This is a genomic window from Nocardia sp. NBC_01377 (genome assembly GCF_045040005.1).
Classification (GTDB): domain Bacteria; phylum Actinomycetota; class Actinomycetes; order Mycobacteriales; family Mycobacteriaceae; genus Nocardia; species Nocardia noduli.
Window position 1 is genome coordinate 4,998,725 of record NZ_CP109566.1, and the last position, 18,624, is coordinate 5,017,348.

The 18,624-nt window shown below is 69.0% G+C and carries 14 protein-coding genes; 7 read left to right on the forward strand and 7 right to left on the reverse strand.

Features of this window, described 5'->3' with window-relative positions; all coding sequences use genetic code 11:
• Positions 1-62: 62 nt before the first annotated feature.
• Complete coding sequence (locus OG225_RS22920; RefSeq protein ID WP_405177201.1) at positions 63-5,984, reverse strand: amino acid adenylation domain-containing protein; 5,922 nt, start codon at positions 5,982-5,984, stop codon at positions 63-65.
• Between the two features lie 96 nt (positions 5,985-6,080).
• On the reverse strand, positions 6,081-6,539 hold the full coding sequence (locus OG225_RS22925; RefSeq protein WP_405177202.1) for a MarR family transcriptional regulator: 459 nt from the start codon (positions 6,537-6,539) through the stop codon (positions 6,081-6,083).
• Between the two features lie 45 nt (positions 6,540-6,584).
• Here OG225_RS22925 and OG225_RS22930 point away from each other — a divergent pair, with 45 nt between their 5' ends.
• From OG225_RS22930 to OG225_RS22950, 5 genes are all read left to right on the forward strand, one after another.
• Entirely contained in the window at positions 6,585-7,451 is an 867-nt protein-coding gene (locus OG225_RS22930) for an SDR family NAD(P)-dependent oxidoreductase (RefSeq protein WP_405177203.1), read from the forward strand.
• A 100-nt stretch (positions 7,452-7,551) separates the two neighbouring features.
• Positions 7,552-7,902: an ADP-ribosylation/crystallin J1 gene (locus OG225_RS22935; RefSeq protein ID WP_405177204.1), complete on the forward strand. Its 351-nt coding sequence runs from the start codon at positions 7,552-7,554 to the stop codon at positions 7,900-7,902.
• 187 nt (positions 7,903-8,089) lie between these two features.
• Complete coding sequence (locus tag OG225_RS22940; protein ID WP_405177205.1) at positions 8,090-8,632, forward strand: hypothetical protein; 543 nt, start codon at positions 8,090-8,092, stop codon at positions 8,630-8,632.
• Between the two features lie 360 nt (positions 8,633-8,992).
• Complete coding sequence (locus tag OG225_RS22945) at positions 8,993-9,148, forward strand: DUF6131 family protein (RefSeq protein ID WP_216907050.1); 156 nt, start codon at positions 8,993-8,995, stop codon at positions 9,146-9,148.
• 48 nt (positions 9,149-9,196) lie between these two features.
• Positions 9,197-9,448 (forward strand): hypothetical protein, encoded by a 252-nt coding sequence (locus tag OG225_RS22950; RefSeq protein ID WP_405177206.1) that lies wholly within the window; start codon positions 9,197-9,199, stop codon positions 9,446-9,448.
• A 57-nt stretch (positions 9,449-9,505) separates the two neighbouring features.
• Here the strand turns inward: OG225_RS22950 and OG225_RS22955 are convergent, their stop codons facing one another.
• The 3 genes from OG225_RS22955 to OG225_RS22965 form a co-directional block, all read right to left on the reverse strand.
• Entirely contained in the window at positions 9,506-10,915 is a 1,410-nt protein-coding gene (locus OG225_RS22955) for a serine/threonine-protein kinase (protein ID WP_405177207.1), read from the reverse strand.
• Between the two features lie 181 nt (positions 10,916-11,096).
• Complete coding sequence (locus OG225_RS22960; protein ID WP_405177208.1) at positions 11,097-11,975, reverse strand: TIGR03854 family LLM class F420-dependent oxidoreductase; 879 nt, start codon at positions 11,973-11,975, stop codon at positions 11,097-11,099.
• A gap of 228 nt (positions 11,976-12,203) precedes the next feature.
• The gene (locus OG225_RS22965; protein ID WP_405177209.1) at positions 12,204-12,902 is read right to left on the reverse strand and encodes a hypothetical protein; all 699 of its coding nucleotides are present in this window, start codon (positions 12,900-12,902) and stop codon (positions 12,204-12,206) included.
• Positions 12,903-13,296: 394 nt separating this feature from the next.
• Here OG225_RS22965 and OG225_RS22970 point away from each other — a divergent pair, with 394 nt between their 5' ends.
• Positions 13,297-13,737: a response regulator gene (locus OG225_RS22970; RefSeq protein ID WP_405177210.1), complete on the forward strand. Its 441-nt coding sequence runs from the start codon at positions 13,297-13,299 to the stop codon at positions 13,735-13,737.
• 49 nt (positions 13,738-13,786) lie between these two features.
• Here OG225_RS22970 and OG225_RS22975 read toward each other — a convergent pair whose 3' ends face one another.
• The gene (locus tag OG225_RS22975) at positions 13,787-14,086 is read right to left on the reverse strand and encodes an ANTAR domain-containing protein (protein WP_405177211.1); all 300 of its coding nucleotides are present in this window, start codon (positions 14,084-14,086) and stop codon (positions 13,787-13,789) included.
• A 204-nt stretch (positions 14,087-14,290) separates the two neighbouring features.
• Here OG225_RS22975 and OG225_RS22980 point away from each other — a divergent pair, with 204 nt between their 5' ends.
• A complete protein-coding gene (locus OG225_RS22980; protein WP_405183340.1) occupies positions 14,291-17,986 on the forward strand; it encodes a SpoIIE family protein phosphatase in 3,696 nt (1,231 codons plus the stop codon).
• Positions 17,987-18,005: 19 nt separating this feature from the next.
• On the opposite strand, the gene OG225_RS22985 is transcribed toward OG225_RS22980, so the two are convergent.
• Positions 18,006-18,356: an STAS domain-containing protein gene (locus OG225_RS22985; RefSeq protein WP_405177212.1), complete on the reverse strand. Its 351-nt coding sequence runs from the start codon at positions 18,354-18,356 to the stop codon at positions 18,006-18,008.
• Positions 18,357-18,624: the final 268 nt, after the last annotated feature.

Consider the following 18,624-nt stretch of genomic DNA (forward strand, 5'->3'; position numbering starts at 1 on the left):
TCCGGTACTCGATGGCTTGGTGATTCGGCCGGTAGCGCGGGTTCGGCTACCGGCCGAATCGGTTATCGCACCGTGGACCGCGCGGGCGCGAGCAGACCGGTTTCCTGGAATCTGCGCAGGCAGCGGTCGATCACGGCGCGGTCGACTCTCGGGCAATTGATTCCGGTGCCGAGGAGCGCGGTGCGGGTCGCGGTGTCGTCGAGCACCAGATCCGTGAGACCGGTGGCGTCCACGTCGACGTAATTGCCGACGAGCAGCGCGGCCCGTGCCAGATCGTCGCCGGGGGCCGCACCGTATTCACCCAGTCGTCCGGCGAGTGCGAGCTGGGCTTGTTCCGGTGTGACCGTGCGCATCGGGTAGCCCAGGCGCACCAGTCCGGCCAGCAGTTCCGCGACCGGAGTCGGTTCGGTGTTCACGAGGTGGTAGCGCTCGCCGTCCGGAGTGCCGCGCACGACCAGTGCCGCGATCCCCGTGGCGACGTAGTCGACCGGTGCGAGCGACACCACCGCGTCACCCACGTCGGGCGCGGTCCCGAGCAGGGCCGCGGCACGGACCATCGTCCACAGCGAGTCGTCGGCGGATATCGCGCCGGTGCGTGCCGAAGCGCCGACCAGGCCCGGGCGGTACACCGCGACCGGCAAGCCGCGTTCGCCCGCGCGCAGCACCAGTTGTTCGGCCACCCATTTGCCCGCGACGTAGCCGTGCCTGTTCACCTCGGTCGCCGTGATCTCGGTGTTCTCGTCGACGAAACCGGTGCGGTCCGGCCCGAGCACCGCGTCCAGGGTCGACACCAGATGGACCGGGATCGCCCGCGCCGACGCCGCGAGACGCAGCACCTCGCGGGTGCCGCCCACATTGGCGGCGCGCAACTGCCCGTAGGTCGCGAGATGGTTCACCAGCGCGCCGTTGTGCACGATGGCCGAGAGCCGTCCCGCCAGCGTGTCGAAACTCGCCCGGTCCAGTCCGAGCCGGGGTTCGGCGAGATCGCCAGGTACGGCGGTGACGCGATCGGGCAGGTCGTCGTTGGCCAGGTCGTAACTCGCCAGGGCGGCGCGCAGCCTGCGCAGCCCGTCGGCCCTGTCGGTGGCGCGGACGAGGCAGAACACCTCGCGGGCGGTGTTGTCGAGCAGTTCGCGCAGCAGGTGGGCGCCGAGGAATCCGGTCGCGCCGGTGAGCAGCAGCGGCCCCTCCGGATCCGCGGGCTCCAGGCCGTCGACGGTGAATTCGTCGTCGAGTTCGGCGTCGACGGACAGGGTTTCGGCGAAGCGACGCGGATCGGCGTCGTGCTCGGCCGAGGCGAGAGCGCGCACGGTCGCGGCCGCGAACAGCGCGCGCGGCTCGACGTGCAGGCCGAGTCGGTCTGCCAGCGCGGTTCGCAGGGTGAACACCAGCAGTGAGGTGCCGCCCAGTTCGAAGAAGTCGTCGTCGGGGCCCACCGAATCCAGTCCGAGCACCTCGGCGAAGACCGCGGCGATGGCGTGTTCGCGGGCGGTCGCCGGGGCGGACGGCACGTCACCGGTGGCCCGACTCCCGAGCGGTTCGGCGTCGGTGACAGCCCCGTCGATCTCGGCGATATCCCCCAGCTCGCGGACCGGGCGGTCCGGATCGGCGAGAGCGGCGGCGAGGACGGTCCGGTATCCGGCGGCGAAATGGTCGACGTCGGCCGCGTCGAATACGGCGGTGTCGTAGCGGAAGGTGGCGCGGGGCGGGTTCTCCCGCACGGTGAGGGTGAGGTCGAACTGCGCGGTGTCGTGGGGCAGATCGAGCAGTTCCAGGCGCATTCCGTCGAGGACCAGCGGTGGTGGCGCGGGCAGGTTCTCGAAGGAGAAGACCGTGCGCAGCAACGGATGTCCGCCTTCGACGCGGGGCGCGTCCACGGCGTCGATGACGCGGTCGAACGGGATGTCGGCGTGGTCGAAGGCATCGAGCGCGATCGTGCGCACGGCGGCGACGAGTTCGCGGAAGGAGGTGTCCGGATCGATCCGGACCCGCAGCGGCACCGTGTTGACGAACATCCCGACCATCCGGTCCAGCGCGGGATGTCCGCGTCCGGCCACGGGTGTGCCGATCACCATGTCGGTGCGGTCGCCGAGCCGGTGCAGCAGCACCGCGTAGGCGGCGAAGGCCACCATGAACGGGGTACTGTCGCCCAGCGCGCGGCTCGGCGCGGCGAGGTCGACCGTGACGGCCGCCCCGCGTTCACCGCGCTCACCACGCCGCCCTCCCCGCGACGGTAACGGGAGTCGGTCGGGGGCATCGGCCAGCACGGAACGCCAGTAGGCGAGTTGCCCGGACGCGGTCGATTCCGGGTCGGCGGGGTCGCCGAGCAGCGCGTGCTGCCACAGCGCGTAGTCGGCGTACCGCACCGGCAGCGGATCCCACGCCGGTGCGGTCCCGGCCCGCGCCGCCGTGTACGCGGCGGTGAGATCGGCGATCAGCGGACCGAGCGACCAGCCGTCGGCGGCGATGTGATGGGCGACCAGGACCAGCACGTGCTCGTCGGTGGCACCGGCGGACCGGAACAGGCGGGCGCGCACGGGCGGGTCGACCGCCACGTCGAACGGTTCGGTGGCGATGCGGTGCACGGCGGTCGTGAGATCGGCGCCGATCTCGTGCGGTGCGAGATCGATGGCCGTCGCCGCGTCGGCGACGCTCGACAGGTGTTGGCGCGCGGAGGTCCCCGCCTCCGGGTAGACGGTGCGCAGCGCCTCGTGCCGGTCCAGCACGGCGTGCAGCGCGGTCGCGAGGGCGACCCGGTCCAACGGTCCGGTCAGTCGCACGGCGACCGGCAGGTGGTAGGCGGCGGAATCGGGCAGCAGCTGGTTGAGCAGCCACAGCCGCAATTGCGCGGGCGCCAGCGGCACGAGTTCGGGACGCGGCAGCGCGACCAGTTCGGGACGGTGCGCGGCCGACGCGTCCGCGAGCACGGCGGCCAGTTCCGCGACGGTCGGCGCGTCGAACAACGTGCGCACCGTCACCGCGAGCCGGGCCGCGACCCGGGTGGCCGACAGCGAGGTACCGCCGAGAGTGAGGAAATCGTCGTCGGCACCGATCGGTTTCGACGGCTCGAGCACCTCGGCGAAGACGGCGGCCACACGTTCCTCCGCGATTCCGGCCGGGGCGCGGAATTCGTTCTGCCCGAAGACCGGCGCGGGCAGCCGCCGAGTGTCCAGTTTGCCGTTCGTGGTGAGCGGCAGCGTCTCCAGCACCTCGTAGGCGGCCGGGCGCAGATAGGAGGGCAGCAACCGTGCCACCGCCGCCCGGACGGCGGGCCGGACGATCCCCGCGCCCGGTTCGGCCACCAGGTAGGCCACCAGATGCGTTCCGGTGCGCGGATCGGTGTGCGCGGTGACGGCGGCGCGGGCGATCCCCGGCAACGAGGTGAGCACGGTCTCGATCTCACCGGGTTCGATCCGATGCCCGCGCACCTTGATCTGGAAATCGCCGCGTCCGTGATAGAGCAGCGCGTATCCGGTGCCCGAGCCGTCGTCGGTGATGGTCACCAGGTCACCGGTGCGGTACAGCCGCCCACCGGGCGGACCGAACGGGTCGGCCACGAAGCGGTCCGAGGTCAGCGCGGCGCGGCCGTGGTACCCGCGGGCCAGCGCGGGCCCGCCGATGTACAACTCGCCGAGCACGCCCGGCGGCACCGGCCGCAGCGCCACGTCGAGCACCACCGCGTGGAATCCGCGCAGCGGCGCGCCGATGGTCACCGGCCGACCTTCGACCAGTTCGCCGATGGTCGCGATATCGGTGGCCTCGGTGGGACCGTAGCCGTTGCGCATCAGCCGACCCGGGGCCCACGCGTCGACCAGATCGGACCTGATCGCCTCACCGCCGACGCCGAGCACCGTCAGATCGGGCAGCGTCGCCGGATCGAGGGTCGCCAGCACGGCGGGGGTGATGATCGCGTTGCTCACCCGTTCGCGTCGCATCAGTTGGGCGAGATCGGGGCCGGCGACGACGAACCGCGGGGCGACGACCAGCGTCGCGGCCCCGGCGAGGGCGCACAACTGCTCCCCCACCGCCATGTCGAATCCGGGTGAGGCGTGGTGCAGTGCCACCGCACCGGGGCGCAGGGCGTAGCGATCGCGACGTTCGGCGGCCAGATTCGCCAATCCGCCGTGCGTCACCATGACACCCTTGGGGCGACCGGTCGAGCCGGAGGTGTAGATCAGATACGCCGGATGCGCGGCCGACAGCGCCGCGGTGCGCTCGGCGTCGGTCACCGAGCCGCGATGCTCGCCCGGAGGTGTCGAGAGCAGATCGTCGAGCAGGATCACCCGCGTGCCCTCGGGCAGTTTGTCCGCGTATTCGGCTGTGGTGAGCGCGATCTCGGCGCCGCTGTCGGCGAGCACGTATTCGATCCGCTCGTCGGGGTAGCTCGGATCGACGGGGACGAATGCCGCGCCCGCCTTGGTGACCGCCCACACGGCCGCCACCGATTCGGCCGACCGCTCCAGCATCGTCACCACCAGGCGCTCCGGTCCCGCGCCCGCCTCGATCAGCGCACGCGCCAATCCGTCGGTGCGGATATCGAAATCCCGGTAGGTCCAGCGTGATTCGCCGTTCACCACGGCCGTGCCGTCCGGATTGCGGCGCGCCGCGGAGGAGATCAACGCCGCCAGTGTGTCGGCGGGACCGGTTTCCGGACCGCGCCACGGCACCAACGCACGGCGTTCTTTGTCATCGACCAGGTCGAACCCGCCGACCGTCGCCGACGGGTCGCCGGTGAGATGGTCGAGCAGACGCAGGAATCGCGCGTGATGCGCGGCCAGTTCGGCGGGCGTGTAGCGGTTCGGGTTCCCCTCGAATTCGACGCGGAGCCCGTTCGCGGAACCGGGATAGACATTGAGCGTCAGATCCGGCACCGGACCGGTGCCGAGCAGATGCAGGGTGCCGCGCGCCGGTCCGAGTTCCACCGAGGACTGGAAGTTCATGATGTTGATCGCGGGTCCGAAATCACGTGCGCCATAGCGTGTTCCGCCACCATCGGCATCCCTGATCATATCCTCGCCGCGATAGCGCTGATGCCGCAGCCCGCCGCTCAGTTCGGCGCGCGCGGAGGTTATCAGATCGGCCAGCCGGGCCGACTCCGGCACCGGGAGACGCAGCGGCACCACATTGCTCACCGAACCGGCGGCCCGTCGCAGCGCCGCCGTCGTCCGCGCCGCCACCGGCAGACTCAGGGTGACCTCTGCCGCGCGCGTCACCCGCGCGAGGTAGCCGCCGAAGACCGCCACCAGCACCGCCGCCGTCCCCGTGCCGCCGGAGGACTCCTCGAGCGGCGCCGCGTCCAGATCGGTTCCGACCACCACCGAATGCGCGGCGAGATCTCCGGGACGGGTCGCGAGACCGACCGCTTCCGGCAATCCGTCGACGCGTTCGGCCCAGTAGCGGCGGTCCGTATCGAACCGAGTCGATGCCCGGTAGGCGCGATCGGCCTCCAGCAGGATGTCCGGGGTACCGAGCGTGGGCGGCGCGAGTTCGACGCCGTCGAGCATCTGCCCGTAGATCTGCGCGTGCCGTCGTGCCAGCGTCATCGCGCCGTATCCGTCGAGTAAGAGATGGTGCGCGCGGGTGTAGACGAGATGGCGTTCCGGACCGATCCGCAGAATCGTCGACCACATGGGCGCGTCGACGGTCACGTCGACCGGCGTACGCCGGTCCCGCCCGATCCACGCGAGCGCGGCGGCGTGCGGATCCGGCTCCGCGGTCATATCCAGGAAATCGACCTCGTCGTACTGATCGAATTCGAGCCGCTGCCACGGCGTGCCGTCGTCGTCGACGCCGAATCCGAGGTAGCCGCCCAACTCACGCGCCGCGTACCTGGCGGCCGCGGCGTACACGCCACGATCGAGCGGACCCGTCACATCCGTGTACTGGGTGATCGTGAGCGGCACATCGCCGTGGAGATTCTGGGCGAACCACACCTCGCGCTGGGCCGAGGTCAAGGGCAGCTTCGTGTCCCGATCCGGTTCCATGGCACTACCTCGAGCTTCCGATCCACACCTTTAGGTAAGGCTTTCCTCACCACCATAGCCGTGGGGCAAAGAGCGATACAGAATCGATGCGGGCCGCTACCGGCGTGACGAACCGGCGTCGGCCTCGGGACCTGCGGCGCCGACCAGGTCGGCCAACTCGTCCAACAACTCCACGATCCGGCGCTGCCGCTCCGGGGACAACCGGGGCATTTCCGCGATCAGCGCGGTCTCGATGGGCGCGCGCCCGCGAGTCCGGAACACCTCGACCATCGTCGCCGGGTCGACGCTCACCAGGACCCGGCGTCCATCGGCCGGGTCGGGCGCGGTCACCAACAGACCCTCGTCGCGGTATCGGGCCACGATGCGCGACACCAGACTCTGCACGATCGCCGTCCGGTCGGTGATCTCGCGAATCGAGGATTCGGGATACACCGCGACATCCTCGATGACCGCGTAGTCGCTCGGGGCGAATCGGCGCGGGCCGGTATTGCCGGTCGCGGCGAAGGCGACGGCCCGCAGGCGACGAGCGAGAAGATGCAGGCTGGCGGCGTCCATTCCGGCAATATACATCACTAGTTATATAAATTAGGATTCATCACTATGTATGGAATCGGCGAGCTACCCCATCTGATCAAGCACAGCCTCGACACCCAGGTGAGCCTGTCCCGGCTGCGCAGGCGGCACACGCTCGATGAGCGGGTGGCGGGCCGGACGGTGGTGATCACCGGCGCGTCCTCCGGCATCGGCCGTGCGGCGGCCGTGCGTATCGGGGCGGCGGGCGCCACCGTCGCACTGATCGCCAGACGCGAACCCGAACTGCGCGAGGTCGCCGCGCAGATCGAGGGCCTCGGCGGCAAAGCGGCCGTATATCCCTGCGATCTCAATGATTTCGACGCGCTCGACGCGACGGCGGCCCGGATCCTCGCCGATCACGGCGGCGTCGACATCCTGGTCAACAACGCGGGCCGTTCCATCCGCCGCCGCCTCGACGAGTCCTACCACCGCTTCCACGACTACGAACGAACCATGCGGCTCAACTACCTGGCCCCGACCCGCCTCATGCTCGCCCTGCTTCCCAGCATGCGCGAACGGCGCGACGGACAGGTCGTCACCGTCCTGTCGGTGGCCAACCTGTTCGGCGGCCCCGGATACAGCGCCTACGTCGCCTCGAAGGCCGCGCTCGATTCGCTCACCGCCAACCTCCAGGTCGAAACCCTCACCGAGAACATACGATTCACCTCCGTCTACATGCCGCTCGTCCGCACACAGATGATCGCCCCCAACCCGCTCTACCGGAACGCCGCCGCGCTCACCCCCGAACAGGGCGCGCAGGCGATCTGCGACGCCGTCATCGACCGCCCCCGCCGTATCGGTCCGATCCTCGGCCGTATCGCCGCCCTCGTCGATCGAGTCGTGCCCGAACGCTTCGACGCCGTCCGCAGCGCACGCTTCCAACTCGGCGTGTGAACCGAAATCCCGGCCGAACCCTCGTGGCCGGAAAACGACTGGCTGTCGAGGGTCCGGCGATGCGATGCCGCACCGAACACGACACGACCGAGGATCGGCGATGGAGCGACGCGAGACACTGACCCTGTGGCGACCGACGGGTCCGGAGGAACTGGCGCTCGTCGAGGCCTCGGGATGGACTGCATGGCCACCGCGCCTGCCGGATCAGCCGATCTTCTACCCGGTCCTGAACGAGGACTACGCGATACGGATCGCGCGGGATTGGAACGTCCCGGCGTCCGGTGTCGGCTACGTGACCCGGTTCGAGATCGATGCCGAGTTCGCCGCCGGATATCCCGTTCGCCAGGCGGGTGGCCGGACGATCCTCGAACTGTGGGTACCCGCCGAGGAACTCGACGAATTCAACCGCCACATCGTCGGACGGATCGTAGTCGTGCGGGAATTCCGCTGAACGGAAACCCGTAGCGTTCGGCACCACCGACAGCGCTGCGGGTCCGGTCGGACCAATCCGAGACGACGACGGCTCCGAATCAGTGTCGGCGGGTCGAGCTCCCTGGAACGCCGGGGGTTTTCGACGGCCCCGCCTCACCCGCGCTTTCCCTCGCGCCGAGACGCTCGCGCTGATGTTCAACGGAGGCATGATGTCTGTACCCGGTCGCCGATCGACGGCATTGTTCATCGCCGGTGTCGTCGTCGCGAGTTCCGCGACCGCTCTGGGATGGACCGCCACCGCCGCTCCCGCGCCGAGGTTCGATCCCGTTGTCGCGCAACTGAAGAGCGGATCACTGTCGGGCCGGGTCGAATTCGTCCCGCTCGACGAGACCGTTCTCATCGAGGCGTCGTTCACCGGCCTCGACCCTCGCGAGCAGTACTCCGCCTCCATCCACGAATTCGTCACCGCCGCGGGAAAGGGATGCGAAGGCGTCGGCCGTCTCCTCGACCCGATGGACCTGAGCAAATCCCCCGCGTATCGCCCCGATCCGGCCGATTTCGCGACCGCCGCCGTCGGAGATCTCACCGCCAAATTCGGCAGATTCGAGGCCGACAGGAACGGCGAGTTCGAATTCCGCGGCATCGATTCCACGTTCTCCGTCAACGATCTGGTCGGGCGTCGCTCCTTCATGCTCGACGGGCCCGACGGGGCGACCTGCGCCACCATCGAACGGATGCCGCAGGGGTGATCGCGGGCGGCCGTCATGACATTCCCGACCCAGCAAACTTTCGGTTTCCGATCTCGTCAGGCGGGTAGAGCTCCGTAACCGAGACGAATCAGGAGCCCGCCATGAAGCGATCGTTCCGCCCGGGCGACGCAGTCGACCCGGCATCGATGACGTTGACAGCCGTGTATCCAGCGGAGTTGACTGAGGGGCTGCCCATAAAAGTCGCTGGTCACATGCCATAGGCAATGGCGATTCGGTCCGGCGACCGGATCACGGGCGACAGCGAATACGCCCGCGCCGAGTTCGAGGACATCTCTTTGTCACCGGCGCTCACCCACGGCTCGCGTTTCCGGGCCACCCATCGAAATACGAGAAGTCACCATGATCATCATCGGAATCATCCTGCTCCTGCTCGGATTCCTCTTCGACATTCCGATCCTGTGGACCATCGGCCTCGTCGTCCTGGTCGTCGGCCTGGTGCTGCTGCTCTTGGGATCGATGGGCCGCGCCGTCGGCGGCCGCCGCCACTATTACTGACTGGTCGGCGGCCACGAGCGGCCGCGACCGAACTCCGAGGAGTCGAAGATGGCCACGAGCACCATCGTCTGGATCATCGTGATCGTGATCGTCGTAGTCCTGCTCCTGGCAGCACTGGGATGGGCACTGCAACGCAGACGCCTCCAACAGCGCCGCGCCGAAGCCGAGCAGATCCGCGCCGAGACCGTCGCAGAGTCCCGGCAGGTCCGTCAGCGTGAAGCGATCGCCGACGAGATCGACCCGACATCCGAGACCGTCGATGAGGCGGAGTATTCGCCCGGCAGACATCGCACCACGTAGCGCACCGGCAACGCCGTCGCCACGTCGTCCACGTCGTCAGTACATACGGTGCTGCCGCTACTTGTTCGGTTTGTCCCGCTTGTCCTTACCGTTGCCGTGACCAGAATTTCCATGCCCCGAGTTGCCCTGACCCGAGCCGTTGCCCTGCCCGGGAGGGCCGACGATATCGTCGTCGTGCGCCGGTCCGGCCTGAACGGTCTGCGGTACCGACGACGCCCAACTCGCGGTGCCCCCGAAGTCGTTGCAGCGCAGCGCTACACCGTCCCGGTCGAATCCGGTGCCCTGCACAGCCGGGTCACACGGCCACCCCGCCACCGGGGTGAGCGCGATCGGCGGCGTGGCGATCGGTGCCGCGGTCGGCGGCACCACGGTGACGTCGGGCCGGGTCGTCGGGGTAGCGGAGTGGGTCTCGCCGGTGCCGGGCGTGCCGAGCCACAGCGCACCGCCGATCACCGCGAAAAGTGCGGCCAATACCGCGGCGGCCGAACGTGCCCGCCGGTTCGACGGACCGGACGAGTGTGTTCGGGCGGCCTCGGGGACGCCGATCGATGTCGTGGATCCCGGCATACGGGCTGTGCCGGCCTCCGACATACCGATCGCCGCCATCGCGGGGCCCGGAACGCTCACCGGCCCGATCTCGACGGTCGGCAGATCACGCCCCGTCACCGCGGCATGGGCCGCCGCCGCGAATTCCCCCGCCGTGGACCAGCGGTCGCCCGGCTCCTTGGCCAAGGCGCGCGCGATCACCGCGTCCAACTCCGGGGGTACGGCGGCGACCAGGTCACTCGCCATCGGCGGTGTCGACATCAGGTGCGCGCACACCTGCTGCGGCGCGTCACCATCGCCGAAAGGCCTACGGCGGGTGAGTAGTTCGTAGAGCACGCATGCCAGTGAGTACTGGTCCGAGCGAGCGTCGGCGGTCCCGCCGAAGCGTTCCGGCGCCACGTATCCGAGTGTGCCGACCATATTGCCGGTGGCGGTGATCGGGCGCTGGCCCGCGCTGACAGCCGTGCCGAAATCGATCAGGTACACGTACCCGGTCGACGTCACCATCAGATTCGACGGTTTGACGTCGCGATGCACCAGTCCGATCCGATGCGCGGCATCCAAGGCGACGGCGGCCTGCGCGACGATCCGGACGGCGGCTTCGGGAGCGAGCCGCCCGGCGCGGCGCAGCAGTTCGGCTCCGTCGACTCCCTCGATGAGCGCCATGTCCAGGTAGAGCCGCCCGTCCAGTTCACCGAAGCCGTGAATCGGCACGGTGTGCGGACCGCGCAACTGCGCGGCCAGGCGGGCCTCCCTGGTGAAGCGCTGCCGGTACGCGGGGTCGGCCCCGACCTCGGCCGTAAGCACCTTCAGGGCCACGTCCCTGTCGGTGCGGGTGTCGTGTGCCGCCCAGACCCGGCCGGTGCCTCCGCTACCGAGCAGACGTTCGAGGCGATAGTGACCGAACCACATATCGTCCATGTGCGAATCTCCCGCCTGCCTCTCCCTCGGGGAAGAGTTACCCGAAATCCCTGCCGCTACCACGTGGCTCGACCACGCTCGGCCACGGTTGTCCGATCATTTCGCAGCCGGGCGGTTCGGCGTCGCGGAATTCGACGAACGTCCGCGACCGGAGCTCGACAGCGGACCCCGGCGCGAACGGTCAGTTCTGGCGTGGCATCAGTTCGGCGACGAAGCGGTCGACGAAACCGTCCATCGGCTTGCCGCCCGCGGGTACCACCACGAATTTGCTGAGTCCGGCCGCGAGGTAGCCGTCGATCAGCCGGTGCAACTCCGGCCAACCGCCCGCGATCAGATCGGCCGGGTCCACGCCGGGGCGCTGCCGTCCGATCCGTGCCGCCGCTTCCGCGGGGATACCGTCCTCGGCCACGAATACGGTGATTCCGAAGTGATCGGCTTCGATCTCGCGTCCCGCCTCGGCGGCCTCCGCGTTGATCGCCGCCACCCCGGCCGCGGCTTCCTCGGGCGTCAGGAAGCTGCCCAACCAGCCGTCGCCGTAGCGGCCGATGCGGCGATAGGCGGCGGGCACCCGGCCACCGAGCCAGATATCGAGCGGACGCGCGGACCGCCGCCCCACCGCGGCCCCGCGCACCGAGAAGTAGTCGCCGTCGAAATCCACGTCGTCGGCGCGCAGCACCGCACGCAGCAGCCGCAACGATTCGTCGAAGACGGCGCCGCGCCGGCCGGGCACCGGGAAGAGGTCGCGTTCGTTGCCGCTCGCGGGCTGCAACCCGAACACCGGCAGTACCCGCTTGGGGGCGAGCGCCGCCAGTGACGCCAACTGTTTGGCGACAAGCACGGGATGGCGGCCGGGCAGGATCGCCACCGAGGTACCGACTTTCAACCGGGTGGTCCGCGACAACGCGAACGCCATCCCGACCACCGGATCGACGGCCTGGGAGTAGACCAGTTCGGAGAACCACAGCGAATCGACACCCGCGGCTTCGAGCCGGTCGACGAGTTCGGGCAGCGCCTCCGGGTCGGTGCCCGCGCCGGTACCGACCCCGAATCGAATCTTCACCGAATTCTCCTCCCGAGCGGGTCGTCCCGATCACCGTATGCGATCCGAGGCCCGGCCCGCACAGCCGTTCGCTTCCGGACAACGCATCCCGAGCCGCCGTCATTTCCACCGAATGCCGTCCGATCGGATGCCATTGTCCCACAACGGTATTCGATGACACTACCGAACCTGCCGTTCCCGCCCCACCTGCGCGCGAGCGCCCGAGCCGCTGAATCCGCCGGGACGCTCTCAGGTCGGACCGGCGGTCAACTGGTAGTAGGCGGTATCGAGCGGGATGTCGACCGCGAACCAGGCCGCCGGTCGGTCGTCGTCGCGGGGACACCACGCGGTCGCGATGCACAATCGGGCCACGTCCGCGGCGGCGAGGCCGGGCAGATGCCAGGCCACGCGCGCCGGATCCGCGTATCGCACACCGTATTCGGTGATGGTGTCGTCCACGTCGCTTGGCAGCAGGCGCGCCCAGCCGGAGGGGACGAGCCGACCGTCGGCGGCCTGCATGGCGAGCAGTTCGGAATCCGGGCCGCCGATCGACACCATGAAATGCTCGTTCTCGACACTCACGGCCGCGAGACATTCGCCGGGGTCGGGCCCGCCGCACGCGTCGGCGGGCAGATCGGTCAGCTCGGCGGAGAAGACCAGCCCCGACACCTTCGCGGTCGCCCGCACCTGCCAGATTCCGGCCCACATCGGAATCGGTTCGCTTCCGTCCCACGGCGGTGAGTCGATACTTCCGATCAGCAGGTCGACCGCCGCGTCCGAATGCTGCCACCGGTGCAGATGCGCGCCATTCGGCAAGCGCCACACCGCATTCGGCACGTCGGGCAGAACTTCCGATCCGAGGGAGACGGAGAATTCGACGATGCCGAGCGGCGTGTCGATCACGGCTGGGCGGCGGGCGGCCTGGACCAAGTCGTCGGTGGGAAGCATGCGCCCATCATGCAGGTCGGCGTTCGAGGGGTTTCAGCAAGGCGGACCCTCCAGCGAGATCCGAAAGCGAGGACTCCGGAGCGGTCCGTGCCGTGTCCGAGAAATCTCCCGGGGCCTACACGCTGGCGATGCCGTGAACGTGATTCCCGGTGGCTCGGCCCGGTCCCGTCGTCGAATCGAGGCTGCCGAACGGCGTGCGCGCGTCGGTGTCCGCCGCCAAGACCTGGTTGCCCCATCGATGATCGCGCGGGGCAGGCGGGAGCACCTATTCGGCGCACGCGGCGAACTTGTGACATCGGTCTGGTTGACTGGAGGGGTCGACCTCGAAGAAGTCCGCATGGGCCGGGGTGGTACCACTCCGCTTCGGCGGTGAACCCCGGAAGGACACCACCTGATGCGTGCCCCAGGTCGAATCATCGATGTGCTGCTGGTCGAAGACGATCCCGGTGACGAGCTGATCACCCGTGAGGCGTTCGAGACCCACACACTCGGCAACACCCTGCACGTGGCCCGTGACGGCGAGGAAGCACTCGATTTCCTCTACCGGCGCGGCGCGTGGGACCAGGCGCCGCGCCCGGACCTGATCCTGCTGGATCTGAACCTGCCCAAATACAACGGCCGCCAGGTCCTGGAGCAGATCAAAACCGATCCGGACCTGGCCGCGATCCCGGTGGTCATGCTCACAACCTCGAGTGCCGAGGAAGACATCCTCTCCAGCTACCGGCTGCACGCCAACGCCTTCGTCACCAAACCGGTCGATCTCGATCAGTTCATGGACGCGATCAAACAGATCGACGGCTTCTACATCCAGGTCGTCCAGCTGCCCTCCAACTGAGCCGATGGGCCCCACCCGCACTTCCGAGTGGGGCCCGTCGCACGGGCGGCTATTCGCGGTGCGTGACCGTACTCGCGACGAGCAGCACCCGATCCAGACGAGCACGGGTGTGCTCGATCGCTTCGGGGTGCGCGCGATCGGGAAGTTCGGCGAGCACGCGGGCCGCGAGCCCGGCGAGTGTGCGGCCGGTGTCGGCGGCGCGGGCGGACAGCACCGCCGCCGCCGCCGGTTCGTCGAGACCGTAGACGAACATGATCGCGCCTTCCGCCTGTTCGATCACATGACGGCCGAACTCGGCCGGGATGGGTTCGGTCGTGTCCGAGTAGATCGGATCGTCGATCTCGTTCACTGGTGCGCCTTTGCTCATCGCCGCGAAGCGACCGACTGGTGATGGGTGTGCCACCCGGGTACTGAACTACCCATGGTCGATGATTCCACGCAGGCTCGCCGAACCGGCGTGGCGCGGTTGTTACGCTTCGACGCGCCGGTGGCCGAGGGCCATGGAACTCGGGCACACCGAACGCGGGATGAGAGGTGGGCCGTCGTGGCTGCGATGTCCGAGGGGCCGTCATTCCCTCCGGAGATACTCGCGTCGGCTCCCGACAGCGCCCTCAACGCGCTGCTCGCCGACACCGACTGGTCGGCGAGCGGACTCGGCCCGGTCGCGACGTGGTCGGCGGAACTGCGCACCGCGGTCGGCATATGCCTCAACTCCCCCTTTCCGATGTTGATCATGTGGGGCGCCGACCTGGCGATGATCTACAACGACGCCTTCGTCCCGATCCTCGGTGCCAAGCATCCGGCGCTCGGACAGTCCTGCGCCGTGGTGTGGGCCGACGCCTGGCCCGTGGTCGGAGCGATGATCGACAATGTCATGGCCTGCGGGGAGTCGAGTTACCACGAGGATCTGCCGCTGGTGATCGACCGGCACGGCTTCGACGAGACGGTCTATTTCACCTTCGCCTACAGCGCGATTCCGACCGCCGCCCGCGAAGTGGGCGGTGTCTTCACCGTCGTCACCGAAACCACCGCGCAGGTGCTCGGCACCAGGCGGCTCCAGGCTTTGCGCGAACTCGGTGAGGTCCGCTCGGTACAGGTGGTCGATGTCGAGACCGTCTGCGCGGCCGCGATCGACGTGCTCGGCCGATACCGCGAGGACGTGCCCTTCGCGGCCGCGTATCTGGTGGACCCCGAGCACGACAGCGCGCACGCCGTCGCGTCGTTCGGCGCCGAATCCCCGGGGGGCCACCTCATCCCCGATCGGATCGTTCCCGAGGACGACGGCGCGTGGATCTGGCGGGCCGCGACCGATGCGACGGCACAGTCGAATTCGGTCGGATCCGCCGTCACCGCGGTAGCAATGCCACTGGCGATCGACGCGGATCGACCCACCGGTGTGCTGCTGGCCGGTGTCAGTCCGCATCTGATGTTCGATGACGCCTATCGCGGATTTCTCGATCTCGCCGCCGATCACCTCGGTTCCGCCATCACCGACGCGCACGCGCAAGCCGCACAGCTGCGGCGTGCCGAAGAACTGGCCGAACTCGACCGCGCCAAGACCAGGTTCTTCACCAGCGTCAGCCACGAACTGCGCACACCTCTGACCCTGATCACCGGCCCCGCGCAGGACGCGCTCACCGACCGAGACGCACCGTTGGCGGCCGTCCAGCGCGCACGCGTCGAGATCATCCGCCGCAACGCGGGACGGCTGCGGCGGATGGTCGACACACTGCTCGATTTCAGCCGCGTCGAGGACGGTCACCTCGCCTTCGAGCCGGTGGCCGTCGAGTTGGGCGGGCTGACGCGCGGGATCGCCGAATCCTTCGCCCCCGCGGTGCGCCGCGCCGGTCTCGGGTTCACCATCGACTGTCCCGAGCAGGCGCGCGCGGTCATGGTCGATCCGGGTCATTGGGAACGGATCGTGCTCAATCTGCTGTCGAACGCGGTGAAGTTCACCCTGGCGGGCGACATCGCAATCGGCGTGCGCCTGCGCGACGACCGGGTCGTCCTCGAGGTGCGTGACACCGGAGTCGGCATCGAGGCCGAGGAACTCCCGCATATCTTCGAACGGTTCCGGCAGGTTCGCGGAGCGGCCGGTCGATCCCACGAGGGCTCCGGTATCGGTCTGGCGCTCGTGCGCGAACTGGCGGCGCTGCACGGCGGGGACGCCGAGGTGGTGAGTCATCCGGGCCGAGGCACGACCTTCACGGTGCGCTTTCCGGCGCGTCACACCGACGATCCGGCCGTGCGCGCACCCACCCACACCGTCGTCGCCGACTATGTCGCCGAAGCTCTGCAATGGAGCGCATCCGCCGACAGTGCCGACGCCGAATCCGCCCCCGCGACGGCCGATGTGGTGCTGATCGCCGAGGACAACGCCGACCTGCGCACCTACCTGTCGGGCCTGCTGCGACCCGAGTACACGGTGGTGATCGCCACCGACGGTCACGACGCGCTGCGCCGCGCCCGATCGTCGCGGCCCGATCTCGTCCTCGCCGATGTGATGATGCCCGGCCTCGACGGACTGGCTCTGTTGCGGGAGTTGCGTGCCGACCCGTGGACCGCCCACACACCGGTGATCTTCCTGTCCGCCAGGGCGGGCGAGGAAGCCGCCGCCGAAGGTCTGGCCGCCGGTGCCGACGACTACCTGACCAAACCGTTCTCCTCCGCCGACCTTCTCGCTCGAGTCCGCTCCAATCTCGACCAGGCCCGTTTGCGCAATCACGAATCCGCGTGGCGCACCGCGTTGGTCAACGCGATGCAGGACGGCTTCTTCGTCGCCGCCGCCGACCTGTCGGTCATCGAGATCAACGACGCCTTCACCCGGTTGCTCGGCTATCGGGCACCGCAATTGCCCTGGCCGGTCCCGCACCCCTGGTGGCCGACCCCCCACCAGGACCCCGAGGGTTTCGCGCTCGTGACGGCGGCGATCGAGGTCGTCGAGAACGAGGGCCGCGGCCGGTTCGTCCTCCCGCTGCGCCACCGAAACGGCCACAAACTGTGGGTCGACGTATCGCTGGATTCGCTGCGCGACGACCGCAGCGGCGCCGCCCTGCTCGTCGGCACGCTCCGCGATGTCACCGATCAGCATCTGTCCTCCGAACGCGACGCCGCCGTCGCGCGCATCGCCGGACTGCTCGCCGGAATCGATATCGGCGCACAGGTTCTGAAGATCGGTCTGGCCGAATTGCGCGACTGCTGGCAGGCCGAGCGGGTGTCGCTGCTGACCTTCGAGCAACCGGGCGTCGTGACCGTCCCCGCGAGTTCGCACCGGCATCCGAGCACCACCACCGCGCCCGCGAGCGCCGCCGAATACGTCCGCACCGGACACCTGTGCGTTCTCTCCGAGGCAGGGACACTCACCGATTTCGCCGACGCTCCCGGACCGGCGGTCGCGGTCGGCGCACCGATCGATGACGGCGGTGACCAAGGCCTGCTCTGGCTCGAGTTCGCCCACCCCCGCCCGTTCACCGACGCCGACCGTGGCCTGATGGTGCGACTGACCAGCCACCTGCAACGGGCGCTGACACGCGCCAGAGCCAACGACGAACAACGCACGATCGCGCTGACCTTGCAGCGCGCGCTGCTCGGCCCGAACGACCTGCCCGCAGGCTTCGCCGCGCGCTACGAACCCGCGGGCACCGCACTCGAGATCGGCGGCGACTGGTACGACGTCATCGAACTACCGGGCCAACGCTACGGCGTGGTCGTCGGCGACGTCGTCGGCCACGGACTGCCCGCCGCGACCGCGATGGGACAACTCCGCAGTGCCGCCAGAGCACTCCTGCTGGAAAACCACGGCCCGGCGAAAGTCCTGTCCGCACTGGACCGTTTCGTCGAACACCTCCCCGGCGCCTACTGCGCCACCGTCTTCTGCGCGAAGATCGACCCGCACGCCCGGACCGTGACCTACAGCAGCGCCGGACACCTCCCCGCCCTGCTGGCCGAACCCGGGAAACCGGTCCGGCGCCTCGATCAGGCGCTGTCCTTGCCGATGGCGGTGCGCGCGGGTCGTGATCGCGCCGAAGCCACGGTCACCATTCCCGACCCCGCCACCCTGCTGCTCTACACGGACGGCCTGGTCGAGCGCCGCGACGAAGACCTCGACACCGGAATCGCCCGCGCGGCCTCCGCCCTCGCCGCCGCCGCGCACCTGAGCCCCGAACAAACCGTCGACGATATCGCCCGCCGCCTGTTCGTCGAGGACCACCACGACGACATCGCCCTACTCGCCTATCGCCGACCCTGACACCCGGCGACGGCGACGCTCATTCCGAGAATCCCAGCGCCGCCTCGACCGTGACGAACACCTGGAGAATCTGGTCCATCGCGGCCAACTGGATAGCGCGCAGCGGCCCACCCGTGGCGACCACACGCAAAGAATTCCGCTGGTCGAGTTCGGAGGCCTCGGCCAGCAGACTCAGTCCGGCCGAACCGAAGAACCCGACCGCCGTCAGATCCACGACCAGCACATCGGGATCCTCTTGTCGCGCCTGCGCCAGCCCCGTTTTCAGCAACGGCGCCGAAGCCAGATCGACTTCACCGTCGACCACGACGATCACCGCCGACCCCTGCGATCGTCTCTCGACCCGCAATATCGCCGACCGCGGCTCATTCACCGTGCGCCCCTCCCGCGCCGAAACGCGGTACCCGCACGGTGGGACCACCCACCCGACGCGCACTCCCGGGGACGTCTCTCAACACCGGTGGCCCCTCCGCTGAGTTGTCGATTCTCCTCTGCACCACAGCGGGCAGAGCGACAGAATCGTATACCGTCCGAAGCCCCGCTGTTCGAGCCGATCGCGACCGTGCGAAACGAGCCGTATCGGTACCGGCGAAGAGTTCTGGCACAATCCGCCAGGCGGGAGTCCCTCCACGCAGCGTCGG

What these genes read in the sequence shown, in the direction of transcription:
- OG225_RS22955 (WP_405177207.1), bottom strand. Translation starts at nt 10,915, where the DNA reads ATGGACGATATGTGGTTCGGTCACTATCGCCTCGAACGTCTGCTCGGT.
- OG225_RS22925 (WP_405177202.1), bottom strand. Translation starts at nt 6,539, where the DNA reads ATGGACGCCGCCAGCCTGCATCTTCTCGCTCGTCGCCTGCGGGCCGTC.
- OG225_RS22930 (WP_405177203.1), top strand. Translation starts at nt 6,585, where the DNA reads ATGTATGGAATCGGCGAGCTACCCCATCTGATCAAGCACAGCCTCGAC.
- OG225_RS22950 (WP_405177206.1), top strand. Translation starts at nt 9,197, where the DNA reads ATGGCCACGAGCACCATCGTCTGGATCATCGTGATCGTGATCGTCGTA.
- OG225_RS22940 (WP_405177205.1), top strand. Translation starts at nt 8,090, where the DNA reads ATGATGTCTGTACCCGGTCGCCGATCGACGGCATTGTTCATCGCCGGT.
- OG225_RS22920 (WP_405177201.1), bottom strand. Translation starts at nt 5,984, where the DNA reads ATGGAACCGGATCGGGACACGAAGCTGCCCTTGACCTCGGCCCAGCGC.
- OG225_RS22935 (WP_405177204.1), top strand. Translation starts at nt 7,552, where the DNA reads ATGGAGCGACGCGAGACACTGACCCTGTGGCGACCGACGGGTCCGGAG.
- OG225_RS22980 (WP_405183340.1), top strand. Translation starts at nt 14,291, where the DNA reads ATGTCCGAGGGGCCGTCATTCCCTCCGGAGATACTCGCGTCGGCTCCC.
- OG225_RS22970 (WP_405177210.1), top strand. Translation starts at nt 13,297, where the DNA reads ATGCGTGCCCCAGGTCGAATCATCGATGTGCTGCTGGTCGAAGACGAT.
- OG225_RS22945 (WP_216907050.1), top strand. Translation starts at nt 8,993, where the DNA reads ATGATCATCATCGGAATCATCCTGCTCCTGCTCGGATTCCTCTTCGAC.
- OG225_RS22965 (WP_405177209.1), bottom strand. Translation starts at nt 12,902, where the DNA reads ATGCTTCCCACCGACGACTTGGTCCAGGCCGCCCGCCGCCCAGCCGTG.